Genomic DNA, 20,958 nt, shown 5'->3' on the forward strand with positions numbered 1-20,958 from the left:
GCCTACACCAGGTGTAATGCCTGCATCATGACCGGCAGAACCCCTTCAAAGTCAACCCCTTCTCTGGGATCTGTTCCCCGGGCCACGGTACGACAAATACAATTCTGGGTCAATCTCACAGCTAAATCAACGGAATCCTCCAATGAAAAACCCTTGACCAATCCTGATACTAAAAAGCTGGCAAAAACATCGCCAGTCCCGTGGAACTGCCCTGGAATCCTTTCCTCCAAGGTGTAATGAATACACCCTGATGTGGCATCATAGCTGGCAGCGCCCAGATAAGCCTCCTCGAAGAAAACACCAGTCAAAACCACCTTCTTCGGCCCCAACTCAGATAATCTTTTCAAATAACGCTCAACCATCTCTTTGGTATAGGGCCCTTCTGTGTATTTTTCTCCAAGGAGGAGGGCCGCTTCGGTCATATTCGGAATGAGGACATCTGCCCTTCGACAAAGGGATGCCATAGCATCGACCATGGAATCATCAAAGACAGAATACAATACCCCATTATCAGCCATAGCCGGATCGACACAAACCAAAGTCTCTGTATCGGCTAATTTCTCGATGAAACGGATGATTAAATCGGTCTGTCGTGGCGAGCCTAAGAAGCCTGTATAAATCGCTTTGAAATGAAGATCAAGGGTTGCCCAATGGTCCGTAAATGCCACGAGATCATCGGTCAAATCGCGATAAGTAAAGCCAGAAAACCCACCGGTGTGGGTCGAAAGAACGGCCGTAGGCACACAGCAGCCTTCAATACCGGCGGCAGAAAGAATGGGCAGTGCAACTGTTGTCGAACATTTCCCAAACCCTGAAATATCATGAACGATGGCCACTCGGTCTAGAGGCCCGGATAGCTTTGTAATATCAGAATTTATTTTTAAATCCATAAGCGCTCCTTTCTAACTCTCTACCATTCAATATCATCCACAGGAGTAGGTGTTGGATTGAGATACATATCCTGAACCTTACCATTTTTCATGGTGATCACCCGATCAGCCATAGGTGTAATGGCCTGATTGTGAGTAATGAGGGCAACCGTCATTTTTTCTCTGCGGCAGGTATCCTGAAGCAGCTTTAAAATGGTTTTTCCGGTATTATAGTCCAGTGCTCCCGTTGGCTCATCACAAAGGAGGAGCTTCGGCCGTTTAGCCAAGGCTCGGGCAATGGCTACCCGCTGCTGTTCACCACCAGAAAGCTGGGAAGGAAAATTATCCAGACGATCCGCCAGACCGACCTTTGCCAATGTTTCAGCAGGATCCATGGGATTCTGGCAGATTTGAGTGGCTAATTCGACATTTTCAATGGTTGTCAAATTTTGAACCAAATTATAAAATTGGAAAACAAACCCTGTATCATACCGTCTATAGGTGGCCAGCTCTCTATCCGTCAGGCAGGCCAGTTCCTTCCCCCCAACATAAATCTCACCCTCATCGCAGCGATCCATTCCCCCCAGAATATTCAGCACTGTTGTCTTCCCTGCCCCGCTGGGCCCAACGACAATAGCGAATTCTCCCGCATCAATTCCAAAGGTGATCCCATTGGCCGCATTGATAGTCACTTCTCCCATTTTATAACGTTTATAAACATTTTTAAACTCGACAAAGTGTGCCATGTGGGACCACTCCTTTCCTATTACAATGCTTCAATCACGTCAGCAGCCTGTTCAAACCAGGTCCCTTCGTAGTCTTCGATATTCCCGGCATCGACCCCTTTGGCAATTTCCGGATCGATGGGAACCTTTGCTAAAACCGGAACATGGTTTACCGCGGCAATCTCATCGATTTTGCTATCCCCAAAGATATGATAAACTTCACTACAATCAGGACATTTAAAATAACTCATATTTTCGACAATCCCTAAAACTGGAACATTCATCATCTGAGCCATGACCAGTGCTTTCTCAACGATCATAGAAACCAGCTCCTGGGGTGAGGTGACGATGATGATTCCATCAATCGGAAGGGATTGAAATACCGTCAGGGGAACGTCTCCCGTTCCCGGAGGCATATCCACAAATAAATACTCCTTATGATCCCAGATCACATCGCTCCAAAACTGTTTGACTGCCCCAGCAATGACAGGTCCTCGCCACACTACCGGGTCTGTTTCATTTTCAAGGAGGAGATTCATAGACATGACATCAATTCCCGTTTTCGTCCGGACAGGATAAATTCCATCTTCTGAACCAATGGCTTTTTCTGTAAGCCCAAAGGCCTTTGGGATAGAAGGACCTGTAATATCAGCATCCAGGATTCCAACCTCCGCCCCGCGACGACGCATGGTGACCGCCATTTCAGAAGTAACAAGGGACTTCCCCACTCCCCCTTTACCACTGACGACACCGATGACCCTTTTGACCTGACTCATGGGATGGGGTGCCACCGAAAAATCTGTTTCCTGACGTTCACCACAATCTGACCCACAGGTATTGCAATCATGTGTACATTGTTCTTCGCTCATTTTAACCTCGTTTTCTTAAAATTCTATATTATTATTTATTTGGCAATCTCAACCCATCCCACTGCTCCGGAACATTCCCAAAGCTCTTCCAGGGTCATGGGTACCATGCTGTTGCCATCGCCAGCTGCCGGATAAACCAGTCCATAACGTTTCAGACTATTATCTAAATACACCGTGGTGTGCTCCTTGGAAACGGCAAAGGGGCAAACGCCGCCAACCTCATGGCCCGTGTATGCTTCAACCTCCTCGGGCTTACACATCTTTGCCCGCAGACTAAAGGCTTCCTTGAACTTTTGGTTATCCACCCGGGCATCACCTGACATCACAACAAGAATACAGCCCTCGCTATTTCTAAAGGTCAAGGATTTTGCAATTTGACCAGGCTCCACATTGATGGCCTCTGCTGCCAGCTGAACGGTTGCCGTGGATTCCGTTAAGATCAGAACGTCTCCATCCTTTCCAAAATGGCTTAAATAGTGTTTTACTTTCTCGACTGACATGTCTCCTCCTTAATTTCTGTATCAGCTTCATCCTCTTCCAGGGAATTCTCCGTTTCTTCTGCTTCCTGAACTGATGCCTCATCCATATCATCAGATGCACTATTGGACGCACCGGCAACCACGGAACCCACAAAACAAGCAGTGGTGAAGATACTGGCAATGGCAATTGTAATGGCCACTAAACGGCTATAAAAGAGGCCATCAGCCCGCACCGGTACAATATCGCCGAATCCAATGGTCGAAAACGCAACAAAAAGATAATAGATCAAGTCCAAAGCATCAATGGGCTGGCCTGAGGTACTGATGTAATACTCTGGGTTATTAGACCAGCAACTAAATACCATCAAGTACAAAATCGTCAGTACACAAACCATCAACACACCCATCCCCTTGAGAATTCCAAGGGCATCTTTTTTCTTCTTTTTAAAGCGACTGGGCCGTACCAGGACCATGGGGTTAATAATGGCACGAACCATGACTAAAAAGCATAGGGCCAGTGCCGCCAATAAACCGCCCAGGGTTAAGGGAAGGCTCGGATGTTCGATAAAGGATGAGAAGGAAACAAAGCAATGGCCTAATATTAAATAGAAGACCACATCCACACAACGGCCCACTAGGCCATCTTTAAAATGATCCAGCCCCACGAATAAACGTTTGGTAAAGTACATAATCCCCATAAAGCTAACGGTAAAGCAGGCTAAAGCTAATAGCTCACCACTTCCAACCGCTCCGGAGGATAAACTCGTCCCCAACAGAATAATAAGCAGAATTGCATTTACTGTTAAAACCCCATGGCGATCGTAATAAATAACCAATTTCCACAAGACCCTTTTCAAAGGGGGAATTGGCTTGCCTGTTTTTCGATTCTCTTTAAATTCTTGAAGGAGTTTTTTTCGATTGACATACAAAAAAAGTTCAAATAAAAAAAGGCATAATACAAATAAGTCATAAAAAAAGATGACCGTGTCACCACTCATTAAGGCTAGTGCTTCTTTTTCCATTACTCTGACACTCCTGCAATTAATTCGAGTTTTTTAAAACGGGACAGCTTTTTAATGGATGCCTCACGACTAAGGGCATCCCCTTTTTCATTAAAAACTTCATAGTATTCCAGGGTAACAGGCAAACGATTTTTAGTATATTTTGCGCCATTACCTTGATTATGGGTCCTTATCCGGCGCTGAAGGTCGGTGGTCCACCCTGTATACAGGGTATCATCGGCACAACGAAGGATGTAGACAAAATGTTTTCCCATTGACACCCCCAATTTCCAATTTATTTCATTATACACAATGGAGCTTTACCTGTCCAATAATTGTCACTTTTTCCGGAATTTTGCTCAGAATTATCACAAGAAGAAATCAATAAAAGCAACTGAATCATCTATGAAAAATGATCAGTTGCTTTTATTGTAATGATCTTGTCGATTATTGGTCCTGCTTCAGCATCATTTCCTTAACCTTCATCAAGCGGGTGATATTTCCCTGCTCATTTTCCGCAAGCTTCATTGTAATATATTTGATGGTGGTCTGCATTTCAGGAATCATGACATGCTCAAGGGCATTAACGCGACGCCGGGTTTTTTCAATTTCATCAGCCAAAAGATTACAAGTTTTTTCCACCTCGGCCAATTCAATCAATAGCGGCAGCAGCTCTGCAACATCAAGCACGGATTGATCAAGCTCCCCTGAGGAGAAGGCAAACCCATAGGGTAAGTCTGCTGTTTCATGGTAAGAGCTGTAGCGGATCGTCGGAACATCACAATTCATGATATTTTGGGTTCCAACCTGGATTTCAGCTTGTCTGGCTGGGCACAAAAGTGCTTCTGCTACAGCATCCGAGCCCATCCGCGCACTAGCTACGGAAAACTGAGCCATTGCTGCAGCAAGCTTTTCATCAATCTCTTCCCTCAACGCCTTGTTCCGTCGAATATATCCCATGAACTGACGGACCATTTCGTCCCGTTTATCCTTAAGGAGCTTGTGACCGCGTACCGCAGTCTTCAAACGCTTTTTCAGGCGTGTGAGCTCCATTCTTGTCGGATTCACACGAATAGCCATGGCCTATTCCTCCTCTTCTACAAGGGTTGGACAATAAGCATCGATATACTCGTCTTTAATACGTTTTAGCTCGGTTCGGGGCAGAATGGATAACAATTCCCAACCGATGGCCAGTGTTTCTTCAATGCTGCGATTAGTCTCAAAGCCCTGGGAAATATAGATTTCTTCAAATTCTGTGGCAAAACGCGCATAAACCTTATCCACATCAGATAACGCAGCATCCCCAAGGATAACGGCCAGCTCCTTGGCATCCTTTCCACGGGCATAGGCTGAGAACAATTGGTTCATTGTATCCGCATGGTCCCGACGGGTCTTCCCATCCCCAATTCCTTTATCCTTCAAACGGCTTAGGGAGGGCAGCACATCGATGGGCGGTGTAATGCCCCGGCGGTATAAATCCCGGGACAAAATAATTTGCCCTTCTGTAATGTACCCAGTAAGGTCTGGGATTGGATGGGTTTTATCATCCTCGGGCATGGTCAAAATGGGAATCTGGGTGATGGAGCCCTTCTTCCCACGGATACGCCCTGCCCGTTCGTAAAGGGTGGCCAGGTCTGTATACAGATACCCTGGATAGCCCCGGCGGCCAGGAACTTCTTTCCGGGCTGCCGACACCTCACGGAGAGCTTCCGCATAATTGGTGATATCGGTCATAATAACCAGAACCTGCATATCTAATTCATAGGCTAAATACTCCGCACAGGTGATGGCCATACGAGGCGTCGAAATACGTTCTACCGCAGGGTCATTGGCGTAGTTCATAAAGAGAACGGCCCGCTCGATAGCCCCGGTCCGACGGAAATCCTTCACAAAATAATCGGCTTCTTCAAAGGTAATCCCAATGGCGGCGAAAACGACAGCAAAGCCTTCATCATTATCTAAAACCTTTGCCTGCCGCGCGATTTGGGCCGCCAGCTGAGCATGGGGCAGACCGGAGCCGGAGAAAACCGGTAGTTTTTGCCCACGCACCAGGGTGTTCAAACCGTCAATGGCGGAAACCCCTGTTTGGATAAATTCTGCCGGGTAGTCCCTGGCCACAGGGTTCATAGGGGAGCCATTGATATCCATCCGCTTTTCAGGGATGATGGCAGGACCACCGTCTTTGGGACGACCCATACCATCGAAAACGCGGCCAAGCATATCCTTACTGACACCCAACTCCATGCCATGGCCTTCAAAACGGACCTTTGAGTCAGAAATCCGAAGGCCCTGGGAGCTTTCAAAAAGCTGAACCATGGCCTTATCGCCATCAACCTCCAGAACCTTCCCGATGCGCTTTTCACCATCAGCCTGCTGAATTTCAACAAGCTCATCGTATTTGATCCCTTCGACCTCATCCACCAGCATCAGAGGGCCGACGACTTCTTGTATGGTTTTATATTCTTTATTCAGCGTCATCATAGTCCTCCATCAGCACATTAAATTCATTGGCCAGTTCTTGCTCAATTTCCACAAAGCGGGTTTCCTTTTGATCCTCTGGCACATATTTCATCCTGGCAATGGCTTCTCTCACCGACATGGAAATAATCTTATCAAAGGGCACATCCATTTCCAAGGCCTGCTGCCCTTTTTGGTACCAGGTCAAAATCATTCTCAGCATATCATACTGCTTTGCCAGTGAGGAATAGGTGTCGATATCATCAAAGGCCGATTGATGCAGATAATCTTCCCGGATGGACTGGGTACATTCCAGGGTCAAACGGTCTTTGAAGCTCAGGGCGTCCACCCCAACCAAACGAACGATTTCTTCTAATTCCGATTCCTCCTGGAGCAGCTTCATGGTCAACTGAACCTGAGCAGACCAATCCGTCGCCACCACATCATCGAAGAATGTGTTTAAGCGATCGCTGTACAAGCTATAGCTCTGCAGCCAGTCGATAGCCGGGAAATGACGTTTGTACGCCAGACTGGCCGATAAGCTCCAGAACACCTTTACAATTCGAAGGGTCGCCTGGGAAACCGGCTCTGAAATATCCCCACCTGGCGGTGAAACTGCCCCAATGGCGGTGATGGCACCGTAGCGTTCATCACTCCCAAGACAGCGGACAAAACCCGCCCGTTCGTAAAACTCAGCCAAACGCGAGCTAAGGTAGGCAGGATAGCCTTCTTCTCCAGGCATTTCTTCCAGCCGCCCGGACATTTCGCGCAAGGCTTCAGCCCAACGGGAGGTGGAATCTGCCATAATGGCAACCTTATAACCCATATCTCTAAAATACTCGGCGATAGTAATCCCTGTATAAATCGAGGCTTCACGGGCAGCCACCGGCATATCCGAGGTATTGGCAATGAGGACGGTCCGCTTCATCAGCGACATTCCCGTCCGTGGATCGTGAAGTTCCGGGAACTCCATAAGCACGTCGGTCATTTCATTGCCACGCTCGCCACAGCCGATATAAACAATGATATCCGCGTCGGCCCATTTAGCAAGCTGATGCTGGACAACGGTTTTTCCTGAGCCAAAAGGCCCCGGAATAGCGGCGATCCCACCCTTTGCGATGGGGAAGAGCGTATCGATGACACGCTGACCTGTCACCATGGGTTCATCGGGAGCCAGCTTTTCCTGGTAAGGCCGTCCACGACGGACTGGCCAGCTTCGAAGCATCTGAATGACATGCTCCTTCCCATCCATCGTTTCAATTTTAGCAATGGGTTCTACAATGGTCGCTTCTCCATCAAAAATCCAGGTAATCTTACCCTCGATTTTTGCAGGCACCATGATTTTCTGAAGAACGGCGGGTGTTTCCTGTACGGTTCCCAGAACATCTCCGGGTAAAACCATATCCCCTTCCTTCACTGATGGGACAAATGGCCATTTCTTTTCCCGGTTGAGCTTCGGGACATCAATCCCTCTGGCAATCCGGTCTCCAGCAGCTTCGTAAATGGCCGTCAGTGGACGCTGGATCCCATCAAAAATTCCTTCGATGATACCCGGGGCCAATTCAACAGAAAGCGCTTCACCCGTCTGATAAACAGGTTCTCCTGGCCCAAGGCCTGCGGTTTCTTCATAGACCTGTATTGAGGCACGGTCGCCTCTCAGTTCAATGACCTCACCAATCAAGCGTTTCTCGCTAACCCGAACCACATCGTACATCTGGACATCAGACATGCCCTTTGCAACGATGAGGGGACCGGCGACCTTGACGATGGTGCCAACACTTTTTTCCAATGGTTTTTCACTGGGCGAAATCATGTGTTATCCACCCCTTTCTTTTATAAAATATCTGCGCCAATGGCTTTTTCAATGTTATCCTGAATCCCTTTCATCCCAACACCTTCCGAGCCAAAACGGCTGGGAATGGGTATGATGGCAGGATAGGGTTCTGTCTTATATAGATTAATGGTGTCCTCTGCCTGGGCAGCTGCTGTCTCGGTGATGTATATCACCGGAAAGCCCTCCCGGGACAAACGATGAATCGCTTTTTCAATAGTAAGGGGATCATCGGCATAAACCGTATGGAAACCCAATGCCTGGAAAATCATAACGGAATCCCGATCTCCAATGACAGCGACCTTTCCTTTATGTTGGTGTTCACTCATTTAAATCACCCCCAGCTGGGAAAGCGGTACTTTGATACCCGCACGTTTAGCAGCAAAAAGTATTCGTAAAGCTCGCCCTTCGTTAAGCTTACTCAAAAGATAATTAATAATGGGACCAATACCAAAGGAATCCATTCTGGCATTATGGATGATGGAAAGTGCCGCATTTTCAAGGCCTTGTTCCAACTCAGTAATATCTTTATCTTGGGCATAATTATCAAGGCGCTCCTTGATGAGGGGACTATACTCACCCGTTGCCAGCTGTGCTGAAAGCTGCTCTGGTGCCAGTCCCAGGGCATCGAGCAACGTTTTTTCATCAAGGTTTCCCCCATTTAGCAACAGAGGCTTTGCCTTAGACTGTTCCCAACTTAAGATATTGCATCGGACAATCGTCAGTATATTAGTAAAGGTAATTTTGGCATTAAAATATTCTGACAATAAATCATTCTTCTTTTTTTCCAAAACTTCAAGGGTCTGCGCATAGACGCCATCGTCAATGATTGCACTGAGGACCCGGGGATCCTCCTCATTTTCAGCTTTATGCATGGCCTGGGCCAATGCCTCTGGAATGGCATCGTAATTGCCTGAATCAATGCTCTTATCCAATAAATCGAGGGAAATACTCCCCCCGCCGAGCAAGAGCTCTGGTGATGCCTTTCGATTCAGTATCCCTTTTAAAATCACTTTGATGTTATGTCCATCCGTTGGCAAAAGGAATAAATCTGAAAGCTCGGGTTCTGGGCAAATTTCCGCAATCAAAGTTCGTGCATCGGTGATTTCTGTACTGATTAGGGCTTCGAGGTCCTCTTTATCCTCAGAATCAGCACCATAGCCCGCTTCCTCTAAAATCTTCATTCCCTCTGGAATATCTGCTTCACTCAGGCGCTGCCATTGTGTCGCATCCAGAAGGGTATCCTCCAGGGCTTTAATGCGCCCGACGGCGAAAAGATAATCGGCTGCCATATTACACCTCCGCAGGGAACAAGATATCAGCAGCCTCCCGCTCATAGGTAATCCGTGCATCATCAATTAACCGATCAAAAGAGCCATTGACATCGAAACGTTCTCCAATGAGACGTACACCTGCTTTAAAGGCGGCATCATCCTCACTCAAAGTGAGCTCTCCAAGAAGGCCCTTGGCCTTAAGTGCTGTATTGAGGCGCTTAAGCATCCCATTTTCACCCATGTATCGCTCCCGGTCCTTTTGGGGAACCTGCAGCTGCTCCCGTCCAGTTGAAGCTCCATCCAAAACGATTCGTGTAATCAGCTTTTCCCAGGATTCTCCACTAAGGGCATCCAGAGCCATGCGTGCATGCTTGAAGGTTTCATCCAGAATGCTTTGTTTAACCAATAAGTGCTTTTTGCGATTTTCCAGCCGGGTCATCAAATCACTACGGCGTTGGATTTCAGCAATGTTCTTCTTACCGGCTTCTTCCATGTCGGCTAAGGCGACCCCTGTTTGTTCATCAATGGCGGCAATGAGTGTCTGCGCTTTATCCTGTGCTTCCTGACGGATCGTTTTCGCATCATTTTCTGCGTTTTCAATGATTTTTGCTACTATTTTATCTGAAGCCATATCAGACACGTCCTTTCAAAGGAATTTACTAAACGGTAATTCCGAAAAGCAGCAGGATGGAAACGAGTAATGCCAGAATGGCGTAGGTTTCAACCAAAGCGGTCATGGTAATCCCCTTTGCAGAAGCAGAAGGATCCTTACCGGTCATATGAATTGAGGCAGCAGCTGTCCGCCCCTGATAGATTCCAGACCACCACCCGACAATGGCGATGGGAAGTCCTGCACAAAAGAAAGCCACTCCCTGTTCAATGGAAAGGTTCGCTGGAGACCCGGAAAGAACGCCAGTCTGAACCATAATCAGGACAGAGACGAGGAACCCATAAATCCCCTGAGTACCTGGAAGGGCCTGGAGCACCAACAGTTTCCCGAATAATTCTGGCTTCTCTGCACAAACACCTGCAGCCGCTTTACCGGCACACTGCACCCCGTTGGCTGAGCCAATCCCTGCAAAAGCAGCGCAAATCGCGGCACCACAAATTGCGATAATTAATCCTGTAGTCATTGTTTTTTTCCTCCTATAGTTTAAGATTCAGAATTCTCTCCATCAATCACATCAATGTACTTGGATTGAATGGATAAGGGTTTGAAGGCGTAACCACCGCCCTCATAGAACTTATTGAAAAACTCAATATATTGCAGACGACTATCATGGACATAGGCCGATAATAAGCTCATGGCCAGATTAAAGGAATGTCCCACCAAATAAATCAGTATTGCAAAGATGAAACCAATGACACTGCCACTTACCATGCCAGCTAAAAGATTCATAACCATACCGATAACGCCGGTTGCCAAACTGAGTGCCAAAATACGGGAGTAGGATAGAATATCGCTCATATAGCTGCTGATATCATACAATCCTAAAAGCCCACCGGTGATCTTGCCAACAATCCCAGGTTTCTCACGACCAGCAGTACAAAGAATAACAACAGCGCCACCAATGGCCATCCACATCCCTACGGTTTTCAGCGGTTCTAAAAACATAAACCCGAGTCCCACAATCAAAACCATCCAGCTCACTTGGTCAAAAATGGCATCCAGCCATCTTCCAGCCTTTACCTCCTCGGCGATCTTTATCCCCATACCTGAGAAAATATGGAGGACCCCGACAATCAAGGTAACAATCAGCATATTAATGGGATTATCCAGTGGAGCGAAAAGGATAGGATTCCAGGTTTCGCCAAAATAGCTTCCAAACAGTATCCCAAAAATAATTGTCGGGAAACTGCCATAAAAGAGGACATTAATCAATCGGCCAAAATCTCCCTGAGGCTTCTTGATCTTCTTAAAGGCGTAAAAGAGAACTGCCATCACGACCCCATAGCCCACATCTCCCATCATCATCCCAAAGATGATCCAATACCACAATCCGGCAATGGGCGCTGGGTCAATGGTACCAGGTTTTGGCAATGAAAACATATCCGTAATCGTTTCGAATTGTGATAAGAAATGGCTGTTCTTCGTCACCGTTGGTGGCTCTTCATCATCTCCGGGATCCGTATAGGATAAATCGTAAAACTCAGTTACAGATTCCACCGCTTTTTTGACGACCTCCAACTTATCACTTCGGACCCAAGCCATAATTTGGATAGTTTCTAAAGTTTCACTACCCTTGACCTGCTTGCGCTCAGATTGTGCATCGTACTGGGCAGACAAGAGTTCGAGCTTTTCCCGCTCTGGAAAAAGCCTTCGGACCTTGTCGTCAATACCAGCTATTTCCTCTTCAGCCACTTTAATGGCATCGTCATTCCCATCGTATACAGCCTTGGTCAGACCGACCACCCTGGGGGGACTACCTTCTACAAATCCCATGGCTTTAAGGGCATCCAGAGTATCTGCCTCATCTTTACGATAAAGGGTAATCAGGGATGCAAGGCCCTCCTGGGCAACGTCCATACGAATGAAATCTCCACCAGCATCCTCAACTAAACGGACGGCTTCCTCCAGAACTGGCAGGGGTACATAGCCGGTGTGAAAGGCTACACTGGCAGTTCCTGCAAGCTTTTCTACTGGAATGGGTAAATTCAGCCATGGTAAAAGCTGGGTATTTTGTGCTTTTAAAGCGGCTATTTTCCCGTGGAGCTCGCCCATCTGAGTGTTTAACACTTCTAATTGGGCCGCTAAATCGACTCCCTGTGAATTTTGGGAAAAAAAGGTCTGATAATCAACGTTGGGCCGCTCTTCAAAAAACTTGCTTTTTTCTCGATATTTCTCTAAAAAAGCAAGCATTGCCTTAGATTGCTGGGCCTTTAAATCCGAGGCATCATTATCCCCGCCTACTTGCTCAGTATCATCCGGCTCGATCACCATGAATTCACCAGTGCGCTGAAGGCTTTTTAATAAGCTTTCTTTGTTCTCCTTCAGGGCGATTAACCGCGCTTTTTTCATCGGAACGATCATTGGTCCACAATCCTTTCCAGAACAAAAGATACCGTATCGGCCAGCCGTTTTCGGGCGTTTTCGGCAAACTTCTGATCCTGATCGTCCTGCTTCCTCAGGGAGTCATCCATCGAGAGTCGTGCTTTGACCCTTGCTTCTTCCGCCAACTTTTCCTGATCCGACCGACATGCATCCAGGGCATGCTTTTGTTTGGACAAGGCATTTTGCTCCATTGTCCGTAACATTTCGCGAGACTCTACCCGAGCATCGTTTCGAATTTGTGTCGCACGTGCTTCTGCCTCAGCGATGGTATCAAGAATTGACATTATCTTTCACCGCCTTTCTTTTTTGTTTTGCGAGAAAATTATCAGTAAAATGATAATTTTTTCTCTCATGTTATCACAATACCACGGAATAAATTCTTTTGCAAGCGTTTTTTTACACTTTTTGTAAACATTTGTATGTCTTTGTCACATAAAAAGAATTCTTTTGTCTTCAACCCTTACTCTATATAAATAAGAAGAAAAAAGATGATTGAATCATGATAAAACGAGATGTTTTTCTAACATCGGATCATTTTAAACATCCAAGCATTTTATCCATTTTAATAATTTTGTTGCAATACGACAAAGGAGATCTTCAAATGATATAGTGTTATGCTTTGGTTATTATATAATTTAATCACAAAAGAAGCCAATCATTATCAAAGGATTGGCTTCCCAATTTACTCCAGACACGACTCAATAATCGCCATTGCCTCATCAATCTCCTCCCTGGTAATAATCAGTGGTGGCACAAACCGGAGGACATGGGGTCCGGCACCTAATAATAAAAGTCCGCGTTTCAGGGCTTTAGAGACGATATCACTTGCTGGAATGGATAATTCCATACCAAGCATCAAACCGATGCCACGGACTTCGAGAATTTCTGGATGCAGGGCTTTCAGACCCTCGATTTTTTCCTTAAGATAGGCACCCTTTTGGGTAATATCTTCTAAAAATTCCGGCTGGTTAACGGTCTTTAGGACATAACTCGCTGCCGCCGTCGCCAGGGGATTTCCCCCGAAGGTAGAGGCATGGGTTCCGGGAACAAAATACTGGGTAACGTGTTCCTTCCCGATAATGCCGCCCATGGGTACCCCACCGGCAACGCCTTTGGCAAAGCTGACAATATCTGGAACGACATCGTAATATTGATAGGCAAAGAGATGCCCGGTTCGGCCGATTCCACACTGCACCTCATCAAAGATGAGGACAATATTTTCTGAATCACACAGGCTGCGGACGGCTTTTAAATAGTCAGCATTCGCCGGGTATATTCCGCCCTCTCCCTGGATGGGCTCCAGGAGAATGGCGCAGGTTGCCGGAGTAATGGCCGCCTTCAGGGCCTCCAAATCATTAAAGGGAACATGCTTAATGGCTGGCATAAGGGGATCCAGATCCTTTTGATACTTTGGCTGACCTGTGGCGGTAATAGCAGCATAGGTCCGGCCATGAAAAGAATGGTCCATCGCGATGATTTCAACGGCCGCTTCTGATTTTTCGTGCTTGGCATAAATGCGGGCCAGCTTCATCGCCCCTTCATTAGCCTCAGCTCCACTATTACAGAAAAAAACCTTATCCAGACCACTGCCCTCTACCAATAATTTTGCAGCTGTTACCTGGGGTTCTGTCCAATACAGATTGGATACATGAATAATTTTTTTGGCTTGCTCAGCAATGGTCTCACACAAGCCGGCATGATTATATCCCAGGGCATTGACAGCAATTCCCCCTACAAAATCCAAATATTTTTTTCCTTCGACATCCGTAAGTACGCAGCCTTCCCCACTGGCAAAAGCCACCGGGAAACGACTGTAAGTCGGCATGATATACTTCTCTGCCTGTTCGACCAATTGTTCTGTTTTCGTCATGACAACCTCCTATAAGGATTCATATTTGGGTAATGCTTTGCGGATCATGGTTCCGCAGCCCGCTGCTGTAAATAATTCCAAAAGCAAGGAATGTTCGATTTTACCATCTAATATATGGACAGAATTAACACCCGATAAAATAGCATCTACGGCATTCTCTACCTTTGGGATCATCCCACCGGAGATAATCCCCTCTTCAATAAGTGGCTTGACCTGATCAATGGCCAGACGTCTAATAATAGAATCCGGGTCATCAGGATTGACGTACACACCGTCGGTATCCGTCAGGTAAACCAATTTTTCAGCCTTCAGCTCTTTGGCAATGGCATAAGCAACGTGGTCCGCATTAATATTATAGCTCTGTCCGTCCTTATCGCTCCCAATGGGTGCAATGACCGGAATATAATCGCTTTTCAAAAGCGTATATAGAATATCACTCTTTACCTTTGTAATTTCACCCACAAAACCGATATCCAGATCATTTACAATTTTTTTCTTAACCTTGAGTAAGCCGCCATCTTTTCCTGAAATCCCAACGGCTGTGATGTCCCGGTCCTCCAGCATCTGTACGATTTCTTTATTTATCCGTCCCGAAAGTACCATTTCTGCCACTTCAATAACATTTTCAGTGGTTACCCGAAGACCATCGATAAATTCGGTATGGACATCGAGTTTATCAAGAAATGCGGAAATGTCCTTTCCCCCACCATGAACAATAATGGGACGCAGGCCAACCAGCTTCATGAGGGCAATGTCATTCATAACCGACTTTTTAATATTTTGATCGTACATAAAGCTGCCGCCGTATTTAATTACAACAGTTTTTTTTCGAAACTGCTTAATATAAGGTAACGCCTCGATAAGGGTATTGGCCCGATCGATATATTTTTCCATGTCTTGTATACTCATTTTTCCCAACTTTCATTATTTTCTTTTATCGATTATACCACAAATTCCAGGGCGCCTTCCTTTGTTAGGTCCGATAATCCCCATTGATTTTAACATAATCATAGGTAAGGTCACAGCCCCAGGCCGTTGCCTGGGCGTCTCCCTGGGCCATTTCTACCTGGATTTGCAATTCCTTCTCCTTCAATATCCCTTTGGCACAATCCTCATCAAAGAGAATGGGGGTACCGTGATCCAAAAGCTTAATACGTCCTCCCTTGCTTTCAAACCACACACTCACCGTCATGGGGTTAAACATGACACCCGATGCCCCTAATGAAGATAATACCCGTCCCCAATTGGCATCCTCTCCAAAAATAGCGGTTTTCACCAAGCTCGATTGGATGACTGCTTTTGCCAGGATTCGGGCATCCCCTTCTCCTTTGGCACCGCTAACGGTGGTTTCAATAAATTTTGTGGCTCCTTCACCATCCTTTACAATGGCCTTTGCCAGGCTTTCATTCACCTGGTACAAGGCATCATAAAAGGTGCCGTAGGCTTCACTGCCAGAATCTTCCAGGGTCAGCTCTTTGTTTCCCGCCAATCCATTGGCCAGGACCGCCAAGGTATCATTGGTGCTCATATCACCATCCACAGACATCATATTATAGGTGTCCTTGGTAATAGAAGAGACCATGGCCTGCAGGCAATCCGGAGCAATCTTAGCATCCGTTGTGACATAAGCCAGCATGGTAGCCATATTGGGACAAATCATTCCAGAGCCCTTGGCCATACCACCAATGCGCACGATTTTACCATCTATCTCAATTTCAAGGGCACAGGACTTTGGAACTGTGTCTGTGGTTAAAATCGCCCGTGCCGATTGATCCGCTCCACAAATATCGGCAGTTAACGCCGCAATCAGACTGTCAACACCCTTTGTGATTTTTTCAATGGGTAATGGCACGCCAATAACCCCAGTGGAAGAAACCAAAACCATTTCTTTGTCAATCCCCAACCCACAGGCGGCTTTTATGGCAGTCTTCTTCACATCTGCCATTCCCTGCTCTCCGGTACAGGCGTTGGCATTACCGCTGTTAGCCACAATGGCCTGGGTCCAGGGATTTGATTTAACAATTTCATTATCCCACAAAACAGGTGCAGCCTTCACCATATTTTGGGTTGTTACCAGAGCTGTTGCTGCTGGCACTATGCTATAGACCATGGCCATATCCAATGCCCCATTTTTTTTAATACCGGCGGCAATACCACTGGCTTGAAACCCTTGGGGTGCCAATACGCCGCCATCTATTTCCTTCTTCATGATTGCTTACTCCTTTTTTGCTGTGGTAATCATCCTGGAAAATCAGGAATAAAGTCGATTCCCATTTCCTCTGGCAAGCCAAATAATACGTTCATATTCTGAACCGCCTGGCCCGCAGCGCCCTTCATTAAATTATCGATGGCTCCGACGACGATGACCCGATGGGTTCTCGGATCGACGCTCAATCCGATATCACAATAATTTGAGCCCTTCACCCATCGGGTTTCAGGTAGCTCTCCCTCATCATAAATTCTCACAAAGGATTCCTCTGAATAAAAATCCTGATAAGCCGCTAATAGCTCTTCCGCACTCTTATCTTCCTTTAAACGTGCATAACATACCGCCAGAATTCCCCGATTCATAGGGGTCAGGTGAGGCGTAAAAGATAAGGTCAACCGATCACCGCCAAGAAATCCAAGCTCCTGTTCGATTTCCGGTGTATGACGGTGGGTTCCTACCTTGTAGGCTTTAATACTTTCATTACACTCACAATATAGATTGCCAATATTAAGACCCCGACCAGCTCCTGTCACACCAGATTTAGCGTCGATGATGATAGAGTCGATGGCCACAAGGTGGTGATGGATGAGTGGGGCCAGGCTCAAAATACTACAGGTCGTATAACAGCCGGGGTTGGCAATCAGACGGGCACCCCGAATCTCATCCCGGTGCAGCTCCGGCAATCCATAAACAGCCTCTTGAAGTAACCCCTCATTTCCATGTTCAACCTGATACCAGCTTTCATAGGTTTCCTTATCCTTTAGGCGAAAATCAGCCCCTAAATCGACAATACGGCACTGTTTCAGAATTTCTTTATTAACCTGCACCGAAGCAATACCATGGGGTAAGGCCAAAAAAATCACATCGGTCCTTTCAGCCAATTTTTCTAAGGGAACATTCTCACAGGATAATTCTGAAATTCCCTGAAAATTATGGTAAACTTTTTTAAAGGATTCATTTGTATAAGATCTCGATCCAATGGACACCACATCGACTTCCGGGTGCCGGTATAATATTCGCAGTAACTCTTGTCCGGCATAACCGGTGCCACCGACGACTGCAGCTTTAATCATATTCAATCACTCCTTGGATAATTATTAATATATTCGCGTCCAAAAATGAAACAAATGTGCTCATATTAAAGACATTTCTGCCATAAAGGCTTGAGTCCTTGGACTATTGTGCTATTATACCCCTGTTGATTTGAATATTCAAGCACATTTTATGAATATTTATTCTATTTTTCGGATATTTTATCATTTAGTCCTTGATTTTGAGGTTTCTATATTGTATAATCATTCACAGTCAAAAGAATATAATCTCGAAGGAGGCACTATAATGTCACAAAAAAAAGTAATTTTAGCCTATTCTGGTGGATTGGATACCACCACCATCATCCCATGGCTCAAAGAAACCTACGATTATGAAGTTATCTGTGTGTGTGTTGATGTCGGACAAGGGAAAGAAACCGATGGCTTAGAAGAACGGGCCAAGGATTCCGGCGCCAGCAAATGCTATATCATCGATGTCGCCGATGAATTTGTAGAGGACTACTGCTGGCCGGCACTGAAGGCCGATGCCGTGTATGAAAAGAAATATCTCCTGGGTACTTCCTTGGCCCGCCCCCTTATTGCCAAGGTTCTGGTGGATATTGCCCATAAGGAAGGTGCGGAGGCCATCTGTCATGGTGCCACTGGTAAAGGGAATGACCAGGTGCGTTTTGAACTGGGTATCGGCGCCCTGGATCCCCAGCTCAAAATCATTGCACCCTGGCGAATCTGGGATTTACAATCCCGTGAGGATTGTATGGACTTCTGCATCGAGCATGACATCAAGGTCAGTATGAGCCACGATCAGAGCTATAGCCGGGATACCAATATCCTCCACATGAGCCACGAAGGCCTGGAACTGGAAGATCCCTCACTGGAACCCAACTATGCCCACCTCCTACGTTTGACCAACACCCTGGAAAACGCACCGGAGGAAGGCGAAGAAATCGAAATCGAATTTATTAAGGGTGAGCCCGTTAAAATTAACGGACAGGCCATGAGCCCCCGGGAAATCCTTGAAACCTGTAATAAAATCGGCGGAAAGCACGCCATCGGGGTCGTTGACTTAATTGAAAACCGTGTGGTTGGAATGAAGTCCCGTGGGATTTATGAAACCCCCGGCGGCACCATCCTTTACAACGCCCACGAAGAGCTGGAGCATATGTGTCTGGATCGTGAAACCTTTGCCTTTAAACAACAAGCAGCGGTCAAATTTGCAGAGATCACCTATAACGGCCAATGGTTCACACCCCTGCGGGAAGCCTTATCTGCCTTTATGGACGAAACCCAAAAAACCGTCACTGGTGTGGTGAAGCTGCATCTGTATAAAGGAAACATGGTCTTGCATTCCGTTTCTTCCCCCTATTCGCTCTACAATGCAGAAATTGCCAGCTTTACCACCGGGGATTTATACGACCACAAGGACGCCGAAGGCTTTATCCATCTTTTTGGTTTGCCACTAAAAGTCCGTGCCCTCATGCGCATGAGCCACGATGAAAAAGCGGCTAAAGGAGAAACCGATGTCTAAAAAAATGTGGGGTGGCCGTTTCCAGAAGGGAACTGATACCTTAACAGACGATTTCAACTCCTCCATCCGCTTTGATAAACGCCTCTTTCGTGAGGATATTACGGGGAGCATGGCCCATGCGAAAATGCTCGGAAAGCAGCATATCATCCCCCAGGAGGATGCGGATTTAATCGTCAAGACCCTCAGGGAAATTCTGTCAGATATTGATGACGGGCAGGTGACCTTCACCGTTGATATGGAGGATATCCATATGAATGTAGAGGCAATCCTGACTGAGCGTATCGGTGATGTGGGTAAAAAACTCCATACCGGCCGCAGTCGAAATGATCAGGTCGCCACGGATATGCGCATGTATGTTAAAAACATTTGTGCGGATCTCAAGGAGTCGATCCGTCTCTTTGCCAATGGCCTGCTGGACTTAGCCGCTAAGAATACCGAAACCATTATGCCGGGCTACACCCACCTCCAACGGGCCCAGCCCATTACCTTCGCCCACCACCTCATGGCCTATGTGGAAATGATGAAACGGGATATCAAACGTTTTGAACAAGCCTCTGATATGGCCAATAGCCTTCCCCTTGGTGCTGGTGCCCTGGCAACCACCACCTATCCCCTGGACCGTTATTTTGTATCCCAGGAGCTGGGGTTTGGCGGGATTTGCCTCAATAGCCTGGATGCTGTTTCTGATCGGGATTTTTGTTTGGATTTCCTCCAGGCCGTTTCCGTACTCATGATGCATCTCAGTCGATTGTCCGAGGAAATTATTCTGTGGTGCTCCTCAGAATTTGGTTTTGTCACCCTGGATGATGCCTTCTCTACGGGGTCTTCCATTATGCCCCAGAAAAAAAATCCAGATATTCCGGAGCTGGTTCGGGGGAAAACCGGACGGGTTTATGGTGATCTGATGTCCCTCTTATCCACTATGAAGAGTCTGCCTCTGGCCTACAATAAGGATATGCAGGAGGATAAGGAGCCCGTATTCGATGCCTATGATACCGCAGAAATCTGCTTGACCACAATGACCAAGCTCATTGCTACTCTGAAGGTCAACGCAGAGCCCATGCGTAAGGCAGCCGCTGGCGGTTTTAGCAATGCCACGGACGCTGCAGATTGGCTTGTCAAACAGGGTGTTCCTTTCCGGGACGCCCATGCCATTATTGGCAAATTGGTGTTCTATGCCCTGGAACAAGGCAAGGCTTTGGACGAACTGACTCTGGACGAATACCAATCCATTAGCCCCGTCTTTGACTCCTCCATCTATGAAGCCATTGATTTGAAAACCTGTGTCAATCAACGGGATATTATTGGTGGCCCTGCGGTCGATACTGTTAAACGTGCCATTGATATTAATCGGGGATTACTCCGAAAATAGAAGGATTATTCAAGCCACCATTATGTATGGTGGCTTCAGAGCGTAGACAAACCAGCTAACCGAAACAACACCATCGGTTCGCTGGTTTTGTTTTTTCCTTAAAATTGAAAAAAGCAGTAAAAAATGAGATAGGCGCAAAAGAATCCCGCTCAGCAAGTCCCCTTTTATACTTCAGGATGGCCAGCTTTTTTAAATTTAGACAGGCCAATGTCAGCCCGACCTGTATGGCAACCCGGGCTTTTCCGATGCTTTGGGTATAACGCATCCCATGATGTTCTTTAGCGGTACCAAAGACCCGTTCGATGGTTTCTTTGCGTTTTTGGTATTGTTCTTTCCGGCCAAGGGTATGCCGGATGTCCTCACAAATATCCAG

21 protein-coding genes and 1 pseudogene are annotated in these 20,958 nt (G+C 46.6%); 2 read left to right on the forward strand and 20 right to left on the reverse strand.

Going from position 1 to position 20,958, the window contains the following annotated elements; translation table 11 throughout:
* Positions 1–2: 2 nt before the first annotated feature.
* The 19 genes from BLU30_RS02500 to argC all read right to left on the reverse strand — a co-directional run bounded on the left by BLU30_RS02500 (position 3) and on the right by argC (position 17,709).
* Positions 3–890: a pyridoxamine kinase gene (locus BLU30_RS02500; protein WP_090243122.1), complete on the reverse strand. Its 888-nt coding sequence runs from the start codon at positions 888–890 to the stop codon at positions 3–5.
* Positions 891–910: 20 nt separating this feature from the next.
* Entirely contained in the window at positions 911–1,615 is a 705-nt protein-coding gene (locus tag BLU30_RS02505) for an ABC transporter ATP-binding protein (RefSeq protein WP_090243124.1), read from the reverse strand.
* A gap of 20 nt (positions 1,616–1,635) precedes the next feature.
* Complete coding sequence (locus BLU30_RS02510; protein ID WP_090243126.1) at positions 1,636–2,463, reverse strand: Mrp/NBP35 family ATP-binding protein; 828 nt, start codon at positions 2,461–2,463, stop codon at positions 1,636–1,638.
* 35 nt (positions 2,464–2,498) lie between these two features.
* The gene (locus BLU30_RS02515; RefSeq protein ID WP_090243128.1) at positions 2,499–2,963 is read right to left on the reverse strand and encodes a YbaK/EbsC family protein; all 465 of its coding nucleotides are present in this window, start codon (positions 2,961–2,963) and stop codon (positions 2,499–2,501) included.
* Positions 2,945–3,778, reverse strand: coding sequence for a potassium channel family protein (locus tag BLU30_RS02520; protein ID WP_176770801.1), 834 nt, complete (start codon positions 3,776–3,778; stop codon positions 2,945–2,947). The genes BLU30_RS02515 and BLU30_RS02520 overlap by 19 nt, the downstream gene beginning before the upstream one ends.
* A gap of 185 nt (positions 3,779–3,963) precedes the next feature.
* Positions 3,964–4,218 (reverse strand): GIY-YIG nuclease family protein, encoded by a 255-nt coding sequence (locus BLU30_RS02525; protein ID WP_090243132.1) that lies wholly within the window; start codon positions 4,216–4,218, stop codon positions 3,964–3,966.
* 172 nt (positions 4,219–4,390) lie between these two features.
* Positions 4,391–5,023 carry a V-type ATP synthase subunit D gene (locus BLU30_RS02530; RefSeq protein ID WP_090243134.1) on the reverse strand — a complete coding sequence of 211 codons (633 nt, stop codon included), beginning with the start codon at positions 5,021–5,023 and terminating at the stop codon, positions 4,391–4,393.
* Between the two features lie 3 nt (positions 5,024–5,026).
* Positions 5,027–6,415, reverse strand: a complete 1,389-nt coding sequence (locus BLU30_RS02535; protein WP_090243189.1) for a V-type ATP synthase subunit B — start codon at positions 6,413–6,415, stop codon at positions 5,027–5,029.
* Positions 6,408–8,213: a V-type ATP synthase subunit A gene (locus BLU30_RS02540; RefSeq protein WP_090243136.1), complete on the reverse strand. Its 1,806-nt coding sequence runs from the start codon at positions 8,211–8,213 to the stop codon at positions 6,408–6,410. The genes BLU30_RS02535 and BLU30_RS02540 overlap by 8 nt, the downstream gene beginning before the upstream one ends.
* Positions 8,214–8,233: 20 nt before the next feature.
* Positions 8,234–8,560, reverse strand: a complete 327-nt coding sequence (locus BLU30_RS02545; protein WP_090243138.1) for a V-type ATP synthase subunit F — start codon at positions 8,558–8,560, stop codon at positions 8,234–8,236.
* Positions 8,561–9,523 (reverse strand): V-type ATPase subunit, encoded by a 963-nt coding sequence (locus tag BLU30_RS02550; RefSeq protein ID WP_176770802.1) that lies wholly within the window; start codon positions 9,521–9,523, stop codon positions 8,561–8,563.
* A gap of 1 nt (position 9,524) precedes the next feature.
* On the reverse strand, positions 9,525–10,136 hold the full coding sequence (locus BLU30_RS02555) for a V-type ATP synthase subunit E (protein WP_090243142.1): 612 nt from the start codon (positions 10,134–10,136) through the stop codon (positions 9,525–9,527).
* Positions 10,137–10,164: 28 nt separating this feature from the next.
* On the reverse strand, positions 10,165–10,638 hold the full coding sequence (locus tag BLU30_RS02560; RefSeq protein WP_090243144.1) for a V-type ATP synthase subunit K: 474 nt from the start codon (positions 10,636–10,638) through the stop codon (positions 10,165–10,167).
* A 20-nt stretch (positions 10,639–10,658) separates the two neighbouring features.
* On the reverse strand, positions 10,659–12,536 hold the full coding sequence (locus tag BLU30_RS02565; RefSeq protein WP_090243146.1) for a V-type ATP synthase subunit I: 1,878 nt from the start codon (positions 12,534–12,536) through the stop codon (positions 10,659–10,661).
* Entirely contained in the window at positions 12,533–12,841 is a 309-nt protein-coding gene (locus BLU30_RS02570) for a hypothetical protein (protein ID WP_090243148.1), read from the reverse strand. Before BLU30_RS02570 ends, BLU30_RS02565 begins: the two co-directional genes overlap by 4 nt.
* A 398-nt stretch (positions 12,842–13,239) precedes the next feature.
* On the reverse strand, positions 13,240–14,427 hold the full coding sequence (locus BLU30_RS02575; RefSeq protein ID WP_090243150.1) for an acetylornithine transaminase: 1,188 nt from the start codon (positions 14,425–14,427) through the stop codon (positions 13,240–13,242).
* Positions 14,428–14,436: 9 nt separating this feature from the next.
* Positions 14,437–15,336, reverse strand: a complete 900-nt coding sequence (gene argB, locus BLU30_RS02580) for an acetylglutamate kinase (RefSeq protein WP_242873483.1) — start codon at positions 15,334–15,336, stop codon at positions 14,437–14,439.
* Between the two features lie 64 nt (positions 15,337–15,400).
* Entirely contained in the window at positions 15,401–16,636 is a 1,236-nt protein-coding gene (gene argJ / locus BLU30_RS02585; protein ID WP_090243154.1) for a bifunctional glutamate N-acetyltransferase/amino-acid acetyltransferase ArgJ, read from the reverse strand.
* Between the two features lie 29 nt (positions 16,637–16,665).
* On the reverse strand, positions 16,666–17,709 hold the full coding sequence (gene argC, locus BLU30_RS02590; RefSeq protein WP_090243156.1) for an N-acetyl-gamma-glutamyl-phosphate reductase: 1,044 nt from the start codon (positions 17,707–17,709) through the stop codon (positions 16,666–16,668).
* 265 nt (positions 17,710–17,974) lie between these two features.
* On the opposite strand from argC, the gene BLU30_RS02595 reads away from it, so the two are divergent.
* Positions 17,975–19,213 (forward strand): argininosuccinate synthase, encoded by a 1,239-nt coding sequence (locus tag BLU30_RS02595; protein ID WP_090243158.1) that lies wholly within the window; start codon positions 17,975–17,977, stop codon positions 19,211–19,213.
* Positions 19,206–20,585 carry an argininosuccinate lyase gene (gene argH / locus BLU30_RS02600; RefSeq protein WP_090243160.1) on the forward strand — a complete coding sequence of 460 codons (1,380 nt, stop codon included), beginning with the start codon at positions 19,206–19,208 and terminating at the stop codon, positions 20,583–20,585. The genes BLU30_RS02595 and argH overlap by 8 nt, the downstream gene beginning before the upstream one ends.
* Before the next feature lie 181 nt (positions 20,586–20,766).
* Here the strand turns inward: argH and BLU30_RS14700 are convergent.
* Positions 20,767–20,958, reverse strand: a pseudogene (locus BLU30_RS14700) (transposase); the annotation flags it as partial.

Origin of the sequence: Eubacterium barkeri (assembly GCF_900107125.1) — a bacterium.
Taxonomy (GTDB): domain Bacteria; phylum Bacillota; class Clostridia; order Eubacteriales; family Eubacteriaceae; genus Eubacterium_O; species Eubacterium_O barkeri.

Excerpts from the sequence above, each read along its gene's own strand:
- BLU30_RS02500 (WP_090243122.1), bottom strand. The coding sequence starts at position 890 with ATGGATTTAAAAATAAATTCTGATATTACAAAGCTATCCGGGCCTCTA.
- BLU30_RS02505 (WP_090243124.1), bottom strand. The coding sequence starts at position 1,615 with ATGGCACACTTTGTCGAGTTTAAAAATGTTTATAAACGTTATAAAATG.
- BLU30_RS02510 (WP_090243126.1), bottom strand. The coding sequence starts at position 2,463 with ATGAGCGAAGAACAATGTACACATGATTGCAATACCTGTGGGTCAGAT.
- BLU30_RS02515 (WP_090243128.1), bottom strand. The coding sequence starts at position 2,963 with ATGTCAGTCGAGAAAGTAAAACACTATTTAAGCCATTTTGGAAAGGAT.
- BLU30_RS02525 (WP_090243132.1), bottom strand. The coding sequence starts at position 4,218 with ATGGGAAAACATTTTGTCTACATCCTTCGTTGTGCCGATGATACCCTG.
- BLU30_RS02530 (WP_090243134.1), bottom strand. The coding sequence starts at position 5,023 with ATGGCTATTCGTGTGAATCCGACAAGAATGGAGCTCACACGCCTGAAA.
- BLU30_RS02540 (WP_090243136.1), bottom strand. The coding sequence starts at position 8,213 with ATGATTTCGCCCAGTGAAAAACCATTGGAAAAAAGTGTTGGCACCATC.
- BLU30_RS02545 (WP_090243138.1), bottom strand. The coding sequence starts at position 8,560 with ATGAGTGAACACCAACATAAAGGAAAGGTCGCTGTCATTGGAGATCGG.
- BLU30_RS02550 (WP_176770802.1), bottom strand. The coding sequence starts at position 9,523 with ATGGCAGCCGATTATCTTTTCGCCGTCGGGCGCATTAAAGCCCTGGAG.
- BLU30_RS02555 (WP_090243142.1), bottom strand. The coding sequence starts at position 10,136 with ATGGCTTCAGATAAAATAGTAGCAAAAATCATTGAAAACGCAGAAAAT.
- BLU30_RS02560 (WP_090243144.1), bottom strand. The coding sequence starts at position 10,638 with ATGACTACAGGATTAATTATCGCAATTTGTGGTGCCGCGATTTGCGCT.
- BLU30_RS02565 (WP_090243146.1), bottom strand. The coding sequence starts at position 12,536 with ATGATCGTTCCGATGAAAAAAGCGCGGTTAATCGCCCTGAAGGAGAAC.
- BLU30_RS02570 (WP_090243148.1), bottom strand. The coding sequence starts at position 12,841 with ATGTCAATTCTTGATACCATCGCTGAGGCAGAAGCACGTGCGACACAA.
- BLU30_RS02575 (WP_090243150.1), bottom strand. The coding sequence starts at position 14,427 with ATGACGAAAACAGAACAATTGGTCGAACAGGCAGAGAAGTATATCATG.
- argB (WP_242873483.1), bottom strand. The coding sequence starts at position 15,336 with ATGAGTATACAAGACATGGAAAAATATATCGATCGGGCCAATACCCTT.
- argJ (WP_090243154.1), bottom strand. The coding sequence starts at position 16,636 with ATGAAGAAGGAAATAGATGGCGGCGTATTGGCACCCCAAGGGTTTCAA.
- argC (WP_090243156.1), bottom strand. The coding sequence starts at position 17,709 with ATGATTAAAGCTGCAGTCGTCGGTGGCACCGGTTATGCCGGACAAGAG.
- BLU30_RS02595 (WP_090243158.1), top strand. The coding sequence starts at position 17,975 with ATGTCACAAAAAAAAGTAATTTTAGCCTATTCTGGTGGATTGGATACC.
- argH (WP_090243160.1), top strand. The coding sequence starts at position 19,206 with ATGTCTAAAAAAATGTGGGGTGGCCGTTTCCAGAAGGGAACTGATACC.